Raw genomic sequence first — 20,715 nt, forward strand, 5'->3', positions numbered from 1 at the left:
ATATTTCATCTTAAAAATAATTTTATTTTGCTTCGTTCTAGCCGGTATTTACTTTAGTTTTATGTATAAAATATCTACTGGTTATGTAGATGAAAATTACCCTAAGTTCTGCCAAGAAGCTGGTGGGCTTATACTTGGTGTTTCCACAGCCAGTCAAGGTATTTCGCCTCAAATTTTAGAAGATGAGTTGCAGGAATTTAAATTTGAAAAACCAATCGTAAATTTCGCTATAAACTTTGAACAATCGCAATATGGAGATATCTATTTAAATAGTGTCAAAAACAAACTAAAAAAACAACATCAGAAAGGATTGTTTATTTTAACAGTAACTCCGGCCAGTTTTACCACTACAAAAAATTTGGATGAGAAAGCACTACGGAAACTAGACCAAGAAAAGATATTAGGCAAAATTAGTAATTTTTCCAAAGCTCCTAATTTTGATTATATTAGTAATTGCTACCCAATTTCCTTGTACAATGCAATTTACCCTACTAATAAATGGGATAATCTGGTGGTCCATGCCAATGGATGGAATGAATTTAAACTAAAGAGTAACTCTTACACCGTAACAAAGGAAGATTTAACTTTGTGGAAAAAACAAACCCTAGAATTCCAAACTAAATTCATTAAAACTCAAGAATTTAGTAAACTAAGGCTACAAAGTTTCGTTGAAACCATAAACTTCTTAAAAGAAAAAGGAGATGTGTTTATTGTACGCATGCCTTTGACTGCTGAAATGCTGGCTCTTGAAGATGAAAAATGGAAAAATTTTGATGCTCAGTTTGATAGTATTGCCAAGACAGAGAACGTTCCGTTTTTAAATTATTCACAAAAAGAGTTGGGCTTTAACACATACGATGGCACACATTTGGTATCTGAAAGTGCCAAAGAATTTACTTCTCTACTAAGCAAGGATATTAAGAATTCATTGCAAATTGATGCCAATAAAAAATAGTCATACTTTATATAATGATAAAAAATAATCCCTTTTTAAATACTTTATTTGCAAAAACTTGGCTTGCTCATTTCTCTCCTACAACTAAGGAATATTCATTTTCTTTATTTCCAGAAATTAGCTTTTTAAAAAGTAAATGGTTACCGTTATTTGTTAATTTAGGAAAAACAAATACAAAAGGGATAAATTATACACTTGCCAACGAAGACAATAACCTATTAAAAAATAAGACCTTTTTAATTTATGATGTACATACCTATTTTAATACAGTTGAAGCAGGCACAAAAACGCAGCTAAAACTAAAAAAAATTACACAATATCCTGGTTATTTGTGTGAACTAGAAAATTTTTCTAGCGTAGCAGCTTATATGAAAAAAAACTTAAGCAAGAATAGCAACTATAAGTTTAATTTATACAAGAGAAAGCTAGAACATTGCTTTGATATCAGCTATACGATGTATTATGGAGCCATTCCCAAAGAAACCTATACCCATTTATTTACTGTATTTCACCAACTATTGGTAAAACGCTTTGCTGAAAAACAAGAATCTAATAATAATTTAGATACAACCGAATGGGATTTTTACTTTGATGTAACCTACCCCATGATCCTTGAAAAAAAAGCAGCTTTATTTGTGACCTACAATAAAGAAATACCCATTGCGATAACCTTATTAAATTTCTCTGACAGCATTGCTTTTGACACCATTAGAGTCTTTGATACAGACTACGCTCCCTTTAGGCTTGGTACCATTAGTATTATTGAGCAGCTACAATGGTGTATTGAAAATGGAATAAAATATTTAGATTTTTCTAAAGGACACTATGAATATAAGGAACGTTGGGCTACTACAAAATACAATTTTGAATACCATATACTATATGATTCAAAAGGCGGCATATCTCGTTTAATTGCTCATACAATCCTATCCTATTTTAGGCTTAAAAATTATTTAAGAGAGAAAAATATTAATACGGTTTTTCACAAATTCACGTTTTTATTAAAAAACAAAAAAAACAATGTAACCCTTAAAAAAAAGGCTGACTTATTAGATACTACAAATAGGCCGTTGGCGACCTACTTAAAACCTATTGATATGGATACCAAAGAAAATGCGGCACTTTTAAAATTCACCTATCAATTCATGTACAATACATCTGAAAAGTTAACTGATATTCAACTATATGAAATAACCAATAAAGCCAATTGTTTTTATATAGAAGGTTTAGAAAACGGGTATACCTTTGTTGCCTAGAATTTAATTAAATTAGTACCAGAAGTGAATGTATGCTAGAGAAATACTTTTCAAATAAAATAACCAATCTTGTTTTCTGTTTCTTCTTGGAAAGAAGCTTGCCTTCCTTTTTTAGGGATACGGTTGCTAATTCCCTATCGGGCCACACCATTACCATTCCAAAAAAATTAGCATTAAACAACAAGCATAGGCACCTCATTAAAAATATTCCCAATTACCTATTATTTTCAGACAATAAAGAAGGCCTAGGCTCCTTAAAGTTTAAGGATGTACCCCAATACAAAGGCTTTTTATTGGACTTTTCCAAATATCAGACAGCATCACAATTTATAGAAAACCAACTCAGTAAAAGAAATCAAAAAAATTTACGTGCAAAACAAAAAAAGTTAGAGCATACTCATAAAATATCGCATCGTTTTTATTTTGGATGTATTGAAAAGAAAGAGTATACTATTATATTTAGCGCTTTTTATCAATTCTTAAAAAATAGGTTTGATCAAAAAAAAACACAAAACAGGTACCTTGCAGATTGGGAAGCTATGCAGACAGAAATCTATGGTAAAATTTTAAACAAAGAAGCTTCACTATTTGTTATTTATGATGATTGCGCACCCATTGGCATAACCTTAAACTTTCATCTTGATACTATTGTATTTAGCCATATACAAGCCTACAACATAGACTATTCTAGTTACAATATTGGAGATATTTGTATGCTTCATCACATTGATTGGTGTATGGCCAATAATATATCAGTTTTTGATTTATCTATGGGAGAAACGTATTACAAACTAAAATGGAGTAACCATCACTACCTTTTTTTAAATAGACTCTATTACAACAACACTGCTGTGGTAGACAATATTTGGGTAAAAACACAGTTTTTTAAATTTAAATTGCTTCAGTTTTTAAGAGACAAACAAATTTTAGGGAACTATTTTTCTTTAGACAAACTTTTATATAAACTTAAATAACACCAATTCCTAAGCGTACCTATATTAAATAATAATAAATGTTAATAAAGATAGATTTTATCGAGTGCTTATTATTAAAGCCAAAAGATTTCTTTTTGTTTTACACAAAATTAAAAAACAAATTATGTAACAGTACGTTATTTACAAGCAAACCATCAAATAAGATGGATGTTGATAAAAACACCTATCTCTTTTCTGATGTGCCACATTACATTATTCCTTCCTTCAATACATCTAGTAAAACGGTTAAAGTAATTACATTAAATACGCATATGGGTTCCATGATTAACCTGAAAAATTATAAGAATTTAGATGAGTATTTGAAAACCAACTTTAGCGGCAAGAGTAGATACGAGTTTAGGAATTACAAAAAAAGGATAGCGAAATGCTTTCCAATTAGCTACAAAGTGTATTATGGAAATATAGATAAAAAAGAATATGACCGCCTTTTTACTATATTTCCGGAAATGATAAAAAAACGTTTTGATTCCTTAGGAGTGGAACATTATGCCCTAGATATTTGGGATAATTATGAGGAAAATGGTTTTTCTCTAATTAATGAAAAAAGAGCTTGTTTATTTGTAATCTACGATAGAGGTATTCCTATTAGCATTGCTTTTAACCCCATATTAAATAAAACACTCTATGGCTATATGAGAAGTTATGATATTAATTATTCTAAGTTTTATTTAGGTTTTATAGACTTAATATGGCAATTAGAATGGTGTTTTGAAAATAACATCGAAGTTTTTGATTTATTAAAAGGTACGTATAGCTATAAATCTAAATTTACAGATAGCACCTACTTTTTTCAAAAGCATATTGTTTACAATTCAAAATCCATAGTTTCTATATCAATAGCAGCCATGTATTCTATTAAACTTAAGAGCTTTTATTATATCATTAAATTACTAAAAAAGTGTAGCGTAGATACTGTGTATCATCACTATAAACAACGAAAAGAAAAGTCAAAATTGACACCTAAAAATAAGAGTTACATTAGTACGGAAATTGATTACGAAACTAATTTATTTGATAGCTTATCAACAATAGACATTAATAAAGAAGCATATTCATTTTTAAGAAAACCTATCTACGATTGTATTTATACAGCTAAAGAGTCCATTAATAGCGTGCTTGTTTATAAAAACAATAACGCTTACATTCTTAAAGGTGAGAAAAAATGTTATTTAATAACAACCGCAGAAACATTATAATGATATGCTAAAACCGAATAGAATTGTTTTTTTAAAAGCTTTGTTTTACGCTAGTGATTTCTTTTATGTATTTGATAAGGTAACCTATAAAACCAAGGTTGTTTATTCTGAAAAAACAATTAAAAACACCAATGCTGATCAGGGTTTGTATTTAATACAGGATGTTCCAAACTATTTAAAAACCCATACTCCAGAAAAGTCTAAGTTTAAAAAAACAGAGGTACAAACACTGCAAGGGTTTTTAGTTGAAACCAATAAATTTGATACCTTAGAAGCCTATTTAAAACATAATTTTGGTGCCAAAAGTAGGTCTAATTTAAGACGGTATCAAAATAGATTAGAAAAGTGTTTTACCATAGATTATACTTGTTATTATGGCAGTATCCCCAAAGAAGAGTATAACAAACTTTTTATCGCCCTTAAAGAACTATTAATTAGACGTTTTGAAGAAAAAAAAGAAAGTAATTATGAATTGCAGCATTTTGATGAATATCACGACCTAATTTATAATTTAATTTTAAAAAAAGAAGCGAGCCTATTTGTAATTTATCACAACAAAAAACCAATAAGCATTCGCATTAATATGTTTAAGGCAAATTTGGGATTTTATATAATGAGCTGTTATGATATTGACTATTCTAAATTTCATTTAGGTGCAATAGATATGCTTAAAAATATTGAATGGTGTTTTAAAAATGATATTGCTACATATGATCTTTTAAAAGGATATGAGTATTACAAAAAAGACTGGATGACTACAACTTACTCCTATTACAATCATATAATTTATGATGCTAATTCTAGTAAAGCTACCCTAGTTGCCTTTTTTACTAAATTAAGAATAAGTTACCGTTATAAATTATATTATATATTAAAACGTATCAACCTTCATCATCCGTATAAAAAAATTAAACAATTTCTTTATAACCTATCAAACAAAAATAAAAATCATAAAGAATTAAAACAGCTAACTGTTTCTGACCTAAATTTAAATAAAAAAGAGAACCGTATTGATTTTGAAAACAATACTAATTATCATTTCATAAAAAAATATGTTATAGATTTACTTTTTATATCCAAAGAGCACTACAATGATATTAAAGTTTATAGAATATTAGCGGAAGAAAATTACATCGTTATTGAAGGAAAAAACAAGGAATGGTTCTTTAAAATATTAAATTAAATAGTACTATTGAACGCACATCACTAAATTTATTTTAAACAAAAACTTAATTTTGCATACGGTTGTATGTAGATATAACCAATACAGTAAACCAGGACTTTTTTTAATGATCACAACAAACAAAATAGTATTTAACACCCATGTATTTAAAGGTGAAGCTATTTCTCCATTATTCCCTTCTCTTGAATATTTTGAAGAAAAAATAACCAACACAATTAAGGAGGATACCTTCCCTATTCCTAATTATTCATTGAGTTTGGTACCCAGCTATATTAAATTACAACTCACAGATCCTAAATTTTCGCATACCATTATAAAACAAAACAATTGGGGCTATGCCATACATTTAAAATCCAACTCCACCATAGATGATTATCTACAGGAACAATACAATTCTAAAAAAAGGAGTATTATTCGCAGGTATGTAAATAGATTGGAGGCCTGTTTTACAATAAACTACAAGCTTTACTATGGGGCTATTACTAAAGAAGAATATCATTTTATAATGGATTCTTTAAAAGAAATGATTGTTCATAGATTTAAGCAACGGAACGAACAAAACAAGGAATTGCCAAATTGGGATGCCCTTTTAGAAGAAACATATCCTAAAATACAAAACAAACAAGCTTCTTTATTTGTAATTTATGACGACAATAAACCTATAGAAATCTCCTTAAATTATCATTTTGGAAAAATACTATTTAGCACTATTTCTTCCTATGATATTGACTATTCTAAGTTTGGTTTGGGCCATGTAGAAATATACAAACAAATAGAATGGTGCTGTGCTCATAACTATATCCTTTTTGAAATGGGTGTTGGGGGAATGGATTACAAACGAAGATGGAGCAATACTATTTACAATTTTGAACACCATATAATTTACAACACTACTAATTTTGCTTCTAAAATGATGGGGCAATTGGAAGTGATAAAAATAAAAACGAAAGAATATTTAAAGTCTAAAAAGATCAACGAAATTGTACCTAATCTAAAACACAAATACTTTGCTAACAAAGAAGTTGAAACCGATATACAAATTTCAACTATTGATAAAAACACTACTAAAGATCATTTAAATCTGATTGAGATTACAATAGCGAGCCCAGAGTATGATTTTTTAAAAAAATACGTGTATGATTTTCTTTATACAACTATAGCACATATAAGCACCGTAAAAACATATAAGTTGACTAAAAACACCTATCTAATTGTAGGCAATAAACACCATCAAAAAATATTAAAAGAGAGCTAACCTATTAGCGATATTAGTCTTAACGTATACTTAGGTTTTCATTTTTTATATATTCAGCAATTCTATCCGCAATAATTTCTCTTCCAGCATCATTCCAATGTTGATCATAAATTAAGGTTTTAGGTATATTATCCTTCTTAAAATCAGCATTAAAATCAATTGTTCTAAAATCATTTACTTTTAAGTAGTTTAAAAACTCTTGGGAACACAGACTGTAATCAACCAATAAAATATTCTTCTCTTTGTTGTAATTGTAAAAGTTTACAAGCTTTTTAAAATTTTCTAGGTATAAGGAATCGTTATTTTTCTTTTTATGAATATCTCCTGAAACCCCTTTACTGAAATTAACTACAGCTGCTATTTTTTCCTTAATAGGGTCAAAAAATCCAATATCTTTGGCATATACTATTAATTTACTACGCTTAAGCAATTTATTTAAGGGGGTATTCAATGACAACCTATTAGACAATTTATACTCGCCCGTAATTAAATCATCTGTGAACCTTATATAAACGACCACCCTATCTATATCTTTAAACAAGTGATTGTATGCCTGCATTAAATTTAATTGATCAGCCAGGTTATATCCGGCATATCCAAACTCGAATACCTTGACATTTGGAATTTTCTTTTCTACTTTTCTACTGATTGAGTTTGTATAATCCTGATGAAAACCTTCAATAAAAGAATCCCCAACTATCGCAATTTCTATACTATCTTTTGAGGGCAGATAATTGTTATACACAGAATTAAAACCAAAATCATTAATACGATATTCGCCTACATTTTGCTTTCTATTTCCAGTTACCGAATAACCAGCTTGGTTTGGAACCCATTTTTCAACACCGTATTCATCAGCATATCTTTCCGGTCTTTCATTGTGTAAATGAAATACACGAACAAGCAACTCTAGCGAAACTAGTAGAACAATACTATATACTATAAATTTTAATAAAATCTTTTTCATACCCTAAAATTGAAAATAAATAAATGATCTATCTACGCCATCATCATAAAACAATAACATTAAAAACACCAATAAAATATACATTGCTAAACGCAAATATCTATTTTTAAAAGCTATTGGATTACGCTCATTATTTCTAATTATGTATTCATACACCAGAAAGAATAAAAGCAATAAAAAATAATCTATTATGCGATATCCATTTGGATGTATATAATTCTCTACAGAAAAGTCAGTGAAAATAATTTTTAAATATGCAAAGGAATCTGTAAGCGTATTACTTCTAAAAAATACCCAACCAATAGTGACTAATATAAATGTTAGCAATGTGTTGTATACATTTGAAAATACCTTTAAAATATTAAATGACGACAAACTAGCATCATTCTTATATTTTCTATTGGTGCCTAATAAAAAACTAGGTAAAAACAGTAGGGCGTGAAAGAGACCCCAAAAAATAAATGTCCAATTGGCACCATGCCAAAACCCACTAACCAAAAATATAATAAAAATATTACGGATTCCAATGGCTTTAGATTGCTTAGAACCCCCTAGTGGGATGTATAAATAATCTCTGAACCAAGTAGACAATGAGATATGCCAACGTCTCCAAAACTCACCTATATTCCTAGATAAATAGGGAAATTTGAAATTGGACATTAATTCAATACCAAATAATTTGGCAGTACCAATGGCTATATCTGAATACCCACTAAAATCACCATAAATTTGAAAAGCAAAAAATACGGCTCCCATTATTAGAACAGGAGAAGAATGCGTTTCATAGTTCGCAAAAATATCATTAACTATAGGTGATAAAGAATCTGCTATGACCACCTTTTTAAATAATCCCCATAAAATTAATCGCAATCCATCTTTTGACTGACAGTAATTTAATTTTCGTTTTTGTAGTATTTGTGGTAATAGGTTACTAGCCCTTTCTATAGGTCCTGCAACTAATTGAGGAAAGAAACTAACAAAGGCTGCAAAGGCTACAATCTTTCTAGTTGGTTCTAAATTTCTTTTGTAAACATCTATAGTATAACTTAAGGTCTGAAATGTATAAAAACTTATACCTACAGGAAGTATTATATACAAAGTTTCAACTTTTATCTCTTGCCCAAAGAATGTAAATGCTTCTACAAAACTATCTACAAAGAAGTTATAGTATTTAAAAAAACCTAAAAAACCTAAATTAATACCTATACTCGTCCATAAATAAAGTTTTCGTTTTTTCTCATTTTCTTCTTTTTCCAAAAGAATGCCTAAGGTGTAATCTACGATTGTACTGAAAATTATTAATGATAAAAACCGCCAGTCCCACCAACCGTAAAACACATAACTTGCCACTACTAATAGAAAGTTTTGTACTCTTAAATTTTTATTTAAAACAAACCAATAAAGTATAAAAACAATTGGCAAAAAAATTACAAAATCTATGGAGTTAAAAAGCATATAAAAGTATTAATATGGGTAATTTTGTACGCAAACCCTCTTGGCTTTTTTGATAAAAAAACAACAGGAGTGCTATGTTTAAATTTAAAAACATAGGATTAATTCAATAAAAGATGGGGGGTATCCGGTACTACTATAAATTGATTTTTGTACTAATATTTCTTAATTAAAATCATATAAGCCCACAAGGTATTTGTTAAATCAGCGACATACAATAAAAATCTATCAAGTGTTTTTTTTAATCGATAGGAAGTGAATTAGTATGCATTTAATACGAAATTTTATAATAGGTTTTAAAAGCCTCTTCGTACACTTTTTCATACAGTGGCAATACGTTTGCAATATCAAACTTATGAGCTACCTTTTCTGCATTGTCTTTAAATTTCGTTAAAGTAGTATCATCACTAAGAATTTTAAGCGCATTGAAGGCCATTTCATCTACATCACCTACATTGCTCATAAAACCAGTAATACCCTGTACATTTACCTCTGGAATGCCTCCTGTGTTGCTCGAGATCACCGGCACCCTGTGCATCATTGCTTCTAAAGCCGCCAGGCCAAAGCTTTCTGTTTCTGAAGGCAATAAAAATAAATCTGAAAAACATAAAATACGATCTACCTGGTTGCTATTTCCTAGAAAAACGACCTTGTCTTTGATACCCAACTTTTCGGCCAATTCTTCTGCCTTTTCTTTTTCGGGCCCCTCACCTACCATCATTAACTTTGCAGGAATCTTATCTTGAATTTGTTTGAAAATCTGAATCACATCTGGGATACGCTTTACCTTTCTAAAGTTACTAATATGGGTAATTATTCGTTCATTCTCATTTGCCATTAAGGAACGCTGACACTCTTTATTATCTACATTGTAATTACTCTTATCAATAAAATTAGGAATCACATGGATTTCCTTTTTGATATGAAATAAGTCTAAGGTACTTTGTTTTAAATTTTCGGATACAGAGGTAACAACATCCGATTTATTGATACTAAAGGTTACCGCCGGTTTATAAAATGGATGCTTGCCTACAAGTGTAATATCCGTTCCATGCAAGGTGGTGACCATTGGAATATATATTCCGTCTTCTTCTAGCATTTTTTTAGCCATATAGCCCGCATAGGCATGTGGAATGGCATAGTGGACATGTAATAATTCGATACCAAAAAATTTGATGGTATCAACCAGCTTACTAGAAAGGGCCAACTCATAGGGTTGGTATTGAAATAATGGGTATTCCGGCACATGTACTTCATGAAAATGAATACGTTCATTAAGTAACTCCAACCGTACGGGTTGCTTATAGGTTATAAAATGAATTTCATGCCCCCTATTAGCAAGCGCAATTCCTAATTCTGTGGCTACTACGCCACTGCCTCCAAACGTTGGGTAACAAACTATAGCTATTTTCATTACTACAAAACTACTATTTAATTTATAATTGAATCATAAATTACTTGCTGAATCCTAGTTCTTAACCCAGATTTAACTAATAAATTATTATTTTGACTGGGATATGTTCTATTGGAAAGAAATACATAAACAATTTCCTCATCAGGATCTGCCCAAGTATAGGTGCCCGTAAACCCGCTATGTCCAAAACTTTTTCGAGACACGCATCCGCAGGTAGGTCCGGATTCATTAATTTGAGGTTTATCAAAACCGACACCCCTACGCACATCTTCATCACAAAAATAACAGGTGTTAAATTTTTTGATGGTTCGCTCTTGAAAATATCGTGTTCCTCCGTAATAACCACCTTGCAAATACATCTGCATAATTTTAGCTACATCATTGGCATTACTAAACAAGCCTGCATGACCCCCAACGCCTCCTTGCATTGCAGCACCCATATCATGTACATATCCTTGTACCGTGTCATAACGGTAATAGTTATCTATTTCTGTAGGTACAATACTTGCCTTTGAGAATTTATCTAAGGGATTAAAACTAGTATGTGTTGCCCCCAAAGACTGATATAAAAAATCATCTACCAAACTATCTAAGCCATTGTTATAGGTGTCTTCAATGTATTTTTTAAAAACATAATATCCTACATCACTATAGCGGTACCGATTAGACTTTAAGTCTTGCCGGCCAATTCTATTGTAAATGGAATCTTTATACGCCTTAATTAAAAATAACTTTTCATTTACCTTATACGGATAAGCGTCAGATTGTGTACTGCTATAAAATTCTCGAGATGGTTTGCGCTTATCATCCAATGTACTTGCGTAAAAGGCAATCCAAGCAGGCAAGCGCCCATAATGAGATAATGCTTTTAAAACCGTAACATCTTTTAGCTCGGTATCTGCATAGGCTGGTATCAAGTCTTTAAAGGTATTATTTAAGGCGATTTTATGTTCTTCCTCCATTTTCATTACCATAGGCAATGTTGCCAAAATTTTTGTCAAAGAGGCCAAATCATAGATATGATCGTTGGTTATTTTTTCCTTAGACTCATAGGTAGGTTTTCCAAAACTTTTGTTGTAAATCACTTTTCCCTTACGAGCAACCAGTACCTGCGCCCCAGGAAACATCAAGGAATCTATACCTACGTTAACCAACTCATCTATTTTTTTCAAGCCTTCTGCGCTTAACCCTACACGTTCGGGCTGGTCATACCCCAATCGCTGTAAAGACCCATAGGTAACACCAGAATATACAGGAAATTCTATACCTAAAGAAACTGGTAACTTCCCTTTGGCGGCAATTGCTCCAAACAACAACTGGGCTGTTTTTTGTTGTGCCAATTCACTATTTTGATAGCCTAAGACCACTGCATCAATACTGCTTAGATCTACATCTAATAAAGAATAGGGTTTTGCAAAATTTACTAAAATGGAATTCGAGCTACGCGCTTGCGATATTGCTTTTAAAGTGGCTAAATCCTTGTCTGAAAATCGATACGATTTCCATGGGCTTTCATTACTTTTATGATGCCCAATTATAAGGAGATTGTATTCCTTTAATTTTTGAGTTAACAGCTGTAGATTCGCTTCCTTTACCTCCGTTACGGTAATATATTCATTGAGTTCTTTTAAAAAACTAGCACCAGACGAATCCCCTAATTGAACATAGGCTATCTTTTTATTTTCTAGTTTCACAATGGGTAACAAATCAATTTTATTCTTTACCACAGTGATGGCATTCTCTATGGCTTCTGCATAGACTAAATCATTCTCTAAACCATTTAAATCTTTATACAAATTATCTTCTACCACGGGGCTATAACTATGTAAACCCACTTTGTACTTTGCTTTTAATATTTTCTTTACGGAATGTGCCAAGCGTTCTTCCGTAATTACACCGTAGTTATACGCCTCAATGATTTTTTCTTTTCCCTTAGTTACATCCAAGGGCATTAATAAGATATCGTTACCTGCTAAAAATGCAGTGAGGTCTGCGTCACCTGGGGCCGTAAAATCTGCTACGCCTTTCATATTTAAAGCATCGGTAAAAACCAATCCTTTAAAGCCTAACTTCTGCTGTAATAGTTTTGTTACAATATTTGCAGACAATGATGAGGGGTAATCTGGTCTTGCTTCCAAACTAGGAATTCCTAAATGCGCAATCATAACACTGCTTAACCCTTCCTGAATTAACCGTTTAAAGGGGTACAATTCAATACTATCTATTCGATGTTCTGTAAATCCAATAATGGGTAAGGTTTTATGTGAATCCGTTGCAGTATCCCCATGCCCTGGAAAGTGTTTTCCGCTAGAAAGTACACCTGCTTTTTCTAAGCCCTTCATATAAGCAATTCCCTTATGGGCTACATTTTCTCTGTCTTCACCAAAAGACCTATTTCCAATAATAGGATTTAAGGGGTTGGTATTAATATCGATGTCTGGCGCAAAATTAATATGCACCCCAAGCCTTTTCGCATGTTCTCCAATCTGATACCCAACCTTTTCTACAATAGCATTCTTTTGTATAGCTCCTAAGGTCATATTCCAAGGAAAGGCATAGGTAGAATCTAACCGCATGGCCAAACCCCACTCCGCATCCATTCCTATTAACAATGGTATTTTTGAAGCCTTTTGATACTCATTATTTAGTTTCGCCTGCCGCATAGGTCCCCCTGAGGAAAATATAACACCGCCAATGTGTTCTGAACCAATAAGCTTTTTAATTTTATCTGTACTTGCTTTATTTTGGTTTGAGGCTACACTAACCATAAATAATTGGCCCACCTTTTCTTCCAAGGTCATGGAAGCATAGATCCCATTCACCCACTTTTCTTGAGTCAATGTATCTTTGGTAACCAACGGATCTATACGCACTATGCTATCCTGCTCCACAAAAGTTCGGATGATAGACAGCGAATCTACCTGTGCTTGAGCAGCATACATGCATATCATAAATAAAAATAGGGTACTATATAATCGCATAGAATAATCTAATAAAATCTCTTCTTGTGAAATTTAGAGTTTATTAATAAGGAGAACAAAAATTTAGGCTAATTTGAAGAAATAGCCTTTGAATTACATAAACCGACCATGCCAGCTTTCTTCAGCCGGTACTTCCCAATGATTTAAATATTCCTGTTTGTTCGCTACCAAATTATTGAAAACGATGGTACTTTTTGTAACAGATTTGTTTTTGGCCATCTTTTTAAAATCGACCAATGTTTTATAGGCTACAAATTCCCCTTGCTTATAAGACACATTCATCTTATCCAATAAATTAATATTGTATTTTTTTTCCAAGCCTTGAATAAAATGCACTGAAGCATCTATAGAACAACCTGATGCAGAAGCATTGGATTGATCTAAGGCCAAGGCAATAAATCGCTTGTATTTTATTTCATACCCAGCCGTTAACGCACTACCGTGGGCGGTCCAATCCACTATAAATGCATCTAAATCTGCTTTAATCTCAGCCAATTCTTCTGGGGTTAACGATCTACTGGCCTGGTATATCCAAATGCGAGAGGTATCTGGTAATGTATTGAAGTCTACTAACATATTTTATTTTTAAATCCAATCTTTATTGGATGATTCTACATGAAACAATAAATAATTATACATTTTTATTGCCCTATCATATTCTACACAAGGAAAAGTAATTTTCGTTGAAGCTACAAAGATATTCAAATCTGCTACCTTTTTCCGTTTTTGAAAAAAGTTTTGATGAATAGTAACGCTTTGCATTTTATGACTCTCAACAATTGAAGTAAAGGTAGAAATACTTCCCGACCCCAATATTATAAAATCACGCGATAATACATAATACCTTTTCTGATACTTTAAAAAGAGTAGTCGAACTACAATGGGAATAATTACAATAAGAAGCAACAAAAATTGGCTGCCAAAACCAATAAAACCAACACAACTTACCAGCAGTAACACAAAAGCAGCCCTATACAATAATTGGGTACGGTAATAGGTATGTGGTTTTTCTTTGTTTCCGCTTGTAAAAGGGTTAATTGCAAACAAAAGTTTTTCTACAAAGCGCAACTCACCCTCTTGGATTCCAACAATCTGAATGTTTTTTTTCGACTTTTCGGTAGCCATCGCTTGCAGAATCTTTAGGTTGTACAAGCCTAACATTCGTTTTAAATAATTAGTTTCATAATGCACAGATTGCACCCTATTTATATTTAAGGAATAAGAAATCTTATTAAAAAATCCCTTACTTACCTCTACTTTATTTTTCTTGGTTGCAATTGTAAGTCCATAATTTTTAATGAATATGGAACTAATGGAATACAATATAGAGATCATTAAAACCAATGCTACTCCAATTAATAGCAATAGCAAGCCATCTGGATTAAAACCCAATACATCATTTTCTATGGTCTGATACAATTCTTCCTGCCCCATACTCTTAAGGACATCTTCTACATCTGAAAACAACCCCATACAAGCTGCTGCTAAAAACATAAAGCTTTTTAGGTGATTTTCAGAAATACCAGTTAGGAACAAGCTGCGTGTAGAAATTCTTATTTTATCTTTGGGTTGTTCTTTATTTTCTTCAATGAGAGCTGCTTTTTCAGAGCTTAACAATATCTTTTTTAAGGCCATCGCCTTGCTTTTCTCCAAGGCAGTAATACTAATTTCTGTTGCCTTATCTCCAGCGGTATCAATGTCTAGCTGCACCACATTTAAAATTTGATGCAACACATTTTGCTTCATATTTACATTCTGAATCTTATCAAAAGAAACTGCCGTATTCTTCTTATTTAAAATCCCTTCAGACAAAATAAACTGATCGCCTTCCAAATGAAATTTAAAATTCTTGAATTTTAAATAATTAAAAATGAGCAAATATACTAGCAGAGCAAAAAAAGCGAGCCCCAAGTACGGCAGGGAGCTTAGAAATTTAGAAGGATCACTTATAAACCGAAAAGCAAAAATAATGACAAGGATATAAGCTTGCTTGATGAATTTTAAGAAAGACAAAAATAGTAATACAGCGACTCCCTTGGCAGATTGTTGAGATGGTATACTAAAATTATGCATCAATTTTAGACATTATGTATTCCCTTATGCTGTTTGCATCTTGGTATTTTAAACCTTTAATGGTTAGGTCGCCTCCACTTTCACCTGCGGTATACACTTCTAGATTGGCTAAATTCAATTTTCTAGAAAAAAATCCCTGCTTTACATCTATATGTTGCACCCTCACAAAAGGAACAGTCGTTAGCGTAGTAGTAAACAATCCTTTTTTATAGGAAATATCCCTTGTTCTAAGCGCGTATTTACGTTTACTAAAACTTAGTACAGATACTATAAATGAAACTGTGAGCAGCAAGAAAAGCAGCAAAACTATTCCTCCAAACAAAACCTCTGACAAAGGCACATGGAAAAGAAAAACCGCTAAACCAACAGAAGAGAATAAAAGGAGCAGTAGGAATATATAGTTGACCACAACCACCCTTAGGTATTTTTTTTCAATAGATTTAAAAGGAACATTTTCAATATTGGGAACTGTATAATCTTCCAGTACTTGATTTTCAAAACCCATAGGTTATAAATCTTCGGCTTGCGCAATAAGTTCTGCAATATCTAAAACGGCAATATCTCCTTCTTTTTCCTTGTTTTTAACACCGTCGGTCATCATCGTATTACAAAAAGGACAACCCGCTGCAATAATTTCTGGTTTGGTGTCTATAGCCTGTTCGGTGCGTTCAATATTGATATCCTTTGTTCCTTTTTCAGGTTCTTTAAACATTTGTGCTCCTCCTGCACCACAACACAAGCCTTTTTTCTTGCAATTCTTCATTTCTACCAATTCGGCATCCAACTTGCGGATAAGGGCTCTTGGCGCTTCATAAACCCCATTTGCTCTTCCCAAATAACAAGGGTCGTGAAAGGTAATACGCTTGCCTTTAAACTGTCCGCCTTCCATTGTTATTTTACCAGAATCCAGTAAGTCTTTTAAAAATTGTGTATGGTGAACTACCTCATAATTGCCACCCAATCCTGGGTATTCATTCTTTATGGTATTAAAACAATGAGGACAAGCAGTAACAATTTTTTTTATTTCATAAGCATTGAGTACTTCTATATTAGTCGCTGCTTGCATCTGAAACAAAAATTCGTTCCCAGCTCTTTTGGCAGGATCACCAGTACAACTTTCTTCGGTGCCTAATACAGCAAAACTAACATTGGCCTTGTTTAATATTTTAACAAAAGCCTTGGTGATTTTTTTTGCTCTATCATCAAAACTACCAGCACAACCCACCCAAAATAAAACTTCTGGCTGTTTTCCTTCTGCATTTAACTCTGCCATTGTTGGCACTCTTAGTTCTGTACTCATAGCTATTTTTAATTTCTATTTAGGATTCGTTTTTCCAGTTCAATCGATCCATTTGATTAAACGGCCATGGTGCACCATTGTTTTCTATATTCCCCATCATATTGTTTAAATCTGAAGGTGCTGCAGATTGCTCCATAACCAAATAACGGCGCATATCTATTATAATTGACAATGGATCTATACTCACCGGACAAGCCTCTGTACATGCATTACAAGACGTACATGCCCATAATTCTTCACTGCTGATATAATCTCCTAACAATTGTTTGCCGTCTGCGACAAACGTTCCCTTGTTTTTATCAATATTTTCACCCACCTCGGCCAACCTATCTCGCGTATCCATCATGATTTTTCTAGGCGATAGTAATTTCCCAGTCTGGCTGGCAGGACACTCACTTGTGCATCTACCACATTCTGTACAGGTATAGGCATTTAGCAATTGTACCCAATTTAAATCGGTAACATCTGATGCCCCAAATTTTTCAGGAGCTGCATCTTCAGTTCCCTCAGCCGGTGCTGCAAAAGGATCTGCATCTGGATCCATCATCAGTTGTACTTCTGCAGTAACTGCTGCCAAATTATCTAATTGCCCCTTAGGATTTACCTTTCCAAAATACGTATTCGGAAAAGCAAGAATAATATGCAAGTGTTTGGAATAATACAGGTAATTTAAGAATAGTAAAATTCCGACAATGTGCAACCACCATGCAGTACGTTCTACGAGTATTAAAGTAGCTTCAGACATACCACCAAACAAAGGCGATAAAAACTGACTAATAGGAAAAGAACCCGCCTTTACGTAATGTAGGGAATCCATAGCCTGCAATTGGTAATCTGCTCCATTCATGGTTAAAAAAAGAACCATTAAAACCAATTCTATATAAAGAATCATGTTTCCATCTTTCTTAGGCCATCCCTTCATTTCTGGACTCATAAATCGCTTTATGCGAATTATGTTTCTTCTAATCCAAAAAACAACAACGGCCACTATAACTAGAAAAGCCAAAACCTCAAAAGATGCTATTAATACATCATAGACTGCACCGAGTGGTGCAAAAATTCGATGCGTTCCCAATAGTCCATCTATAATTATTTCTAATACTTCTATATTGATAATGATAAACCCTACATATACAATAATGTGCAAAAACCCGGCTACCGGACGCACTACCATTTTTGTTTGCCCCAAAGCAATACGTGCCATATTTTTTAAACGCTGAGGCTTGTGATCACTAACATCTACGTCTTTCCCTAATTTTATATTACGAGCAAGTTTCTTTACATTTCTTGCAAAATATCCAATTCCGGCAAAGAGTACCAATAAAAATAATAAGTTGGGAAGGTATTCCATATGTTTAGTTGTCTATAGTAGCTGCTGGGTCATTTTCTGGAACTTCATATTCCACTTGCTTTTTTCCAAAAACAGAAACATTTACATAGCGTTTTGGGTTTAACCTAAAGTCTTGCAATAACAAATCCAATTCTTTTGATGCGCCAGTTAAATTATTATAAAGTTCTTCGTTATTCATTAATTTGCCTAATGTTCCTTCGCCATTGTCTATCTTAAGCAATAAATTATCCAAGTTGGTTACCGTCTTTTGCAAACCAGCTATACTTTTTTCTAATCCTGCTTCTGACAATCCTTTGGAAATTTTAGAAAAATCATCCGTAATGGATTTTATATTTGTCAAAGAACTTTCTAACTGCTCCTTATTATTTGCCATTAGGGTATTTAATGCGGTAGTTGTCACATTAAAATTTTGAATCAATTGGTTTAACCCACTAATACTCTCCTGAAGGTCCTTTTTAGTTTTGGGATCTAAAATATCATTAAAATTAATCAATAAGGAATCTGCATTAGAAATTGCTCCTTCTACCTTAGATTGTAAGGGAGCAAGATTTTCTTGCACCAAATCTGTTAAGCCTGGTTTGGTTTTAGACGTTAAGGTATCCCCAGACACTGCCAAGGAAACTCCATCAAAAACTGGTACTATTTGAATACCCTTGCCTCCAATAATACCCGTATCATATAACTCTGCAATACTATTTTTTGAAAACTCAAAACTATTATCAACAGAAAATGTTACTAATAAATTGCCTTCTCTATCCTTAAATCGGATGTCATTTACCTTACCCACGGCATACCCATTTATAGATACTTGCGTGCCTGGTTGCAGCCCACCGACATTTTCATAGATCGCGTAAAAAGTTTTGTTATTATCAAACAAGGGAGTTGCTTTTAAATAACTAAAACCTAATATGAATAGCAAGATGCCTCCAATTGCAATAATACCTGTTTTTAATTCTCTGGATAGTTTCAATAGAAATGGTTTTTCTCTAATTTAATTAGAATTAATTATAGATTTAAAATTACTCTGAAATATATTTTAATGCCTTGTCTACACTGATACGAACACCGTCTTTATAAGCTACAATAAAGGAGGTTTTATACCCTTTAATGTCGGCATTAGCTTTTATTAATTTTGCATCATAAAAGGTCTTTGCCTTACCCGTCATATAACGATACATACTATTTACGGGCTCCTTAGTTAACGTATTTAAGCCTTTAAAATTACTAGAACTAAGTCCAATATTTTTTGAACTAGCAAATAATTGCACTCTAAATTCAACAGTAGAATTCGTTTTATGTTCCGGGTCAATTTTTTCGACTTCTTTTTTAACGGGCGCTATTACTTCTTTTGTTGGTACTTCTTTTACTACCGCTATTTCCTTTTCTTCAATTGGTGGCTGTATCTTTTCTTCAACCCTAGTCACTACAACATCTTCTTTTTCATCTTTTACTGCTGCAGTATTATCTTGTGTGCTTAAAGTATTTCTTACCAATTGGTCCATATAGCTTAAAACCGATTCTGCAATTACAGTTCCCATCTCTAACTGACCCGATTTAGAATTTAAATAGGTACCTTCATTTTTATTTGTTAAAAATCCAGTTTCTACCAGGACACTTGGCATAAAGGTTTGATGCAATACAATAAAACCAGCCTGCTTTACCTTACGATCTGTACGCTTTAATTTATTGGCAAACTTATCTTGCATCAATTTTGCCAATGCAATACTTTGATCTAAGAACTCCTCTTGCATAATAGTTAAGCCTATTACAGATTCGGGTGAATTAATATCATACTCAGAATACTTGGCTTGATAGTTGTCTTCCAAATAAATTACAGAGTTTTCCTTTTGGGCTATTTCAAAATTCTGTTTGTTGGCATGGAGGCCTAACACAAAAGTTCCTGCCCCATGCGCATCCGAAGAATGCGAATCACAATGTACAGAAACGAATAAATCTGCATTGGCCTTATTGGCAATTTCTCCGCGCACGAACAAATCAACAAAAGTGTCGTCCTTTCTCGTATAAATCACTTTAATATTCGGATTTTGTTCTAGCAACTCCCCTGCTTTAAGAACAATATTCAAGGCTATATTTTTCTCTAAAAAACCATTACCCAAATTCCCAGGATCATGGCCGCCATGCCCCGCATCTAAAACTACAATAAATTTATCTTGTGGATTTATGGTATTGTATATAGTACGAAATGATGATAGTACAAAAATTAATAGAACGAACATTAGGGGATAAAACCTATTGCGTTTTAGTATGTTTTTTAAAAATGATTTTTTCATTTAGGTTAAATTTATTCTAATGCGTATTCTTGAAATAAAAAATATC

At 32.5% G+C, this 20,715-nt stretch carries 17 protein-coding genes; 6 read left to right on the top strand and 11 right to left on the bottom strand.

The window, feature by feature from the left end; translation table 11 throughout:
- Nucleotides 1-61 precede the first annotated feature (61 nt).
- From MWU65_RS06715 to MWU65_RS06740, 6 genes are all read left to right on the top strand, one after another.
- Nucleotides 62-955, top strand: coding sequence for a hypothetical protein (locus MWU65_RS06715; RefSeq protein WP_247076425.1), 894 nt, complete (start codon nucleotides 62-64; stop codon nucleotides 953-955).
- A 14-nt stretch (nucleotides 956-969) separates the two neighbouring features.
- Nucleotides 970-2,211 (top strand): GNAT family N-acetyltransferase, encoded by a 1,242-nt coding sequence (locus MWU65_RS06720; protein ID WP_247076426.1) that lies wholly within the window; start codon nucleotides 970-972, stop codon nucleotides 2,209-2,211.
- A 32-nt stretch (nucleotides 2,212-2,243) separates the two neighbouring features.
- The gene (locus MWU65_RS06725; protein ID WP_247076427.1) at nucleotides 2,244-3,185 is read left to right on the top strand and encodes a GNAT family N-acetyltransferase; all 942 of its coding nucleotides are present in this window, start codon (nucleotides 2,244-2,246) and stop codon (nucleotides 3,183-3,185) included.
- 164 nt (nucleotides 3,186-3,349) lie between these two features.
- Nucleotides 3,350-4,402: a GNAT family N-acetyltransferase gene (locus MWU65_RS06730; protein ID WP_247076428.1), complete on the top strand. Its 1,053-nt coding sequence runs from the start codon at nucleotides 3,350-3,352 to the stop codon at nucleotides 4,400-4,402.
- Nucleotides 4,403-4,406: 4 nt separating this feature from the next.
- Nucleotides 4,407-5,585, top strand: a complete 1,179-nt coding sequence (locus tag MWU65_RS06735; protein ID WP_247076429.1) for a GNAT family N-acetyltransferase — start codon at nucleotides 4,407-4,409, stop codon at nucleotides 5,583-5,585.
- A 106-nt stretch (nucleotides 5,586-5,691) separates the two neighbouring features.
- A complete protein-coding gene (locus MWU65_RS06740; protein WP_247076430.1) occupies nucleotides 5,692-6,840 on the top strand; it encodes a GNAT family N-acetyltransferase in 1,149 nt (382 codons plus the stop codon).
- A 19-nt stretch (nucleotides 6,841-6,859) separates the two neighbouring features.
- Here MWU65_RS06740 and MWU65_RS06745 read toward each other — a convergent pair whose 3' ends face one another.
- The 11 genes from MWU65_RS06745 to MWU65_RS06795 form a co-directional block, all read right to left on the bottom strand.
- Nucleotides 6,860-7,807 (bottom strand): hypothetical protein, encoded by a 948-nt coding sequence (locus tag MWU65_RS06745; protein ID WP_247076431.1) that lies wholly within the window; start codon nucleotides 7,805-7,807, stop codon nucleotides 6,860-6,862.
- Nucleotides 7,808-7,810: 3 nt separating this feature from the next.
- Entirely contained in the window at nucleotides 7,811-9,262 is a 1,452-nt protein-coding gene (locus MWU65_RS06750) for an MBOAT family O-acyltransferase (RefSeq protein ID WP_247076432.1), read from the bottom strand.
- A 268-nt stretch (nucleotides 9,263-9,530) separates the two neighbouring features.
- Nucleotides 9,531-10,673 carry an N-acetyl-alpha-D-glucosaminyl L-malate synthase BshA gene (gene bshA, locus MWU65_RS06755; protein WP_247076433.1) on the bottom strand — a complete coding sequence of 381 codons (1,143 nt, stop codon included), beginning with the start codon at nucleotides 10,671-10,673 and terminating at the stop codon, nucleotides 9,531-9,533.
- Nucleotides 10,674-10,690: 17 nt separating this feature from the next.
- A complete protein-coding gene (locus MWU65_RS06760; protein ID WP_247076434.1) occupies nucleotides 10,691-13,654 on the bottom strand; it encodes a glycoside hydrolase family 3 N-terminal domain-containing protein in 2,964 nt (987 codons plus the stop codon).
- Between the two features lie 93 nt (nucleotides 13,655-13,747).
- Nucleotides 13,748-14,230 carry an ABC transporter ATPase gene (locus MWU65_RS06765; protein ID WP_247076435.1) on the bottom strand — a complete coding sequence of 161 codons (483 nt, stop codon included), beginning with the start codon at nucleotides 14,228-14,230 and terminating at the stop codon, nucleotides 13,748-13,750.
- Between the two features lie 9 nt (nucleotides 14,231-14,239).
- On the bottom strand, nucleotides 14,240-15,727 hold the full coding sequence (locus MWU65_RS06770) for a PH domain-containing protein (protein ID WP_247076436.1): 1,488 nt from the start codon (nucleotides 15,725-15,727) through the stop codon (nucleotides 14,240-14,242).
- The gene (locus MWU65_RS06775) at nucleotides 15,720-16,232 is read right to left on the bottom strand and encodes a PH domain-containing protein (RefSeq protein ID WP_247076437.1); all 513 of its coding nucleotides are present in this window, start codon (nucleotides 16,230-16,232) and stop codon (nucleotides 15,720-15,722) included. The genes MWU65_RS06770 and MWU65_RS06775 overlap by 8 nt, the downstream gene beginning before the upstream one ends.
- A gap of 3 nt (nucleotides 16,233-16,235) precedes the next feature.
- On the bottom strand, nucleotides 16,236-17,027 hold the full coding sequence (locus MWU65_RS06780) for a (Fe-S)-binding protein (RefSeq protein WP_247076438.1): 792 nt from the start codon (nucleotides 17,025-17,027) through the stop codon (nucleotides 16,236-16,238).
- Nucleotides 17,028-17,046: 19 nt separating this feature from the next.
- Nucleotides 17,047-18,378, bottom strand: a complete 1,332-nt coding sequence (locus tag MWU65_RS06785; protein ID WP_247076439.1) for a (Fe-S)-binding protein — start codon at nucleotides 18,376-18,378, stop codon at nucleotides 17,047-17,049.
- A 4-nt stretch (nucleotides 18,379-18,382) separates the two neighbouring features.
- Complete coding sequence (locus MWU65_RS06790; RefSeq protein WP_247076440.1) at nucleotides 18,383-19,348, bottom strand: MlaD family protein; 966 nt, start codon at nucleotides 19,346-19,348, stop codon at nucleotides 18,383-18,385.
- Between the two features lie 49 nt (nucleotides 19,349-19,397).
- Complete coding sequence (locus tag MWU65_RS06795) at nucleotides 19,398-20,669, bottom strand: N-acetylmuramoyl-L-alanine amidase (protein ID WP_247076441.1); 1,272 nt, start codon at nucleotides 20,667-20,669, stop codon at nucleotides 19,398-19,400.
- Nucleotides 20,670-20,715 lie beyond the last annotated feature (46 nt).

The sequence above is a fragment of the Cellulophaga sp. F20128 genome (assembly GCF_023015805.1).
Taxonomy (GTDB): domain Bacteria; phylum Bacteroidota; class Bacteroidia; order Flavobacteriales; family Flavobacteriaceae; genus Cellulophaga.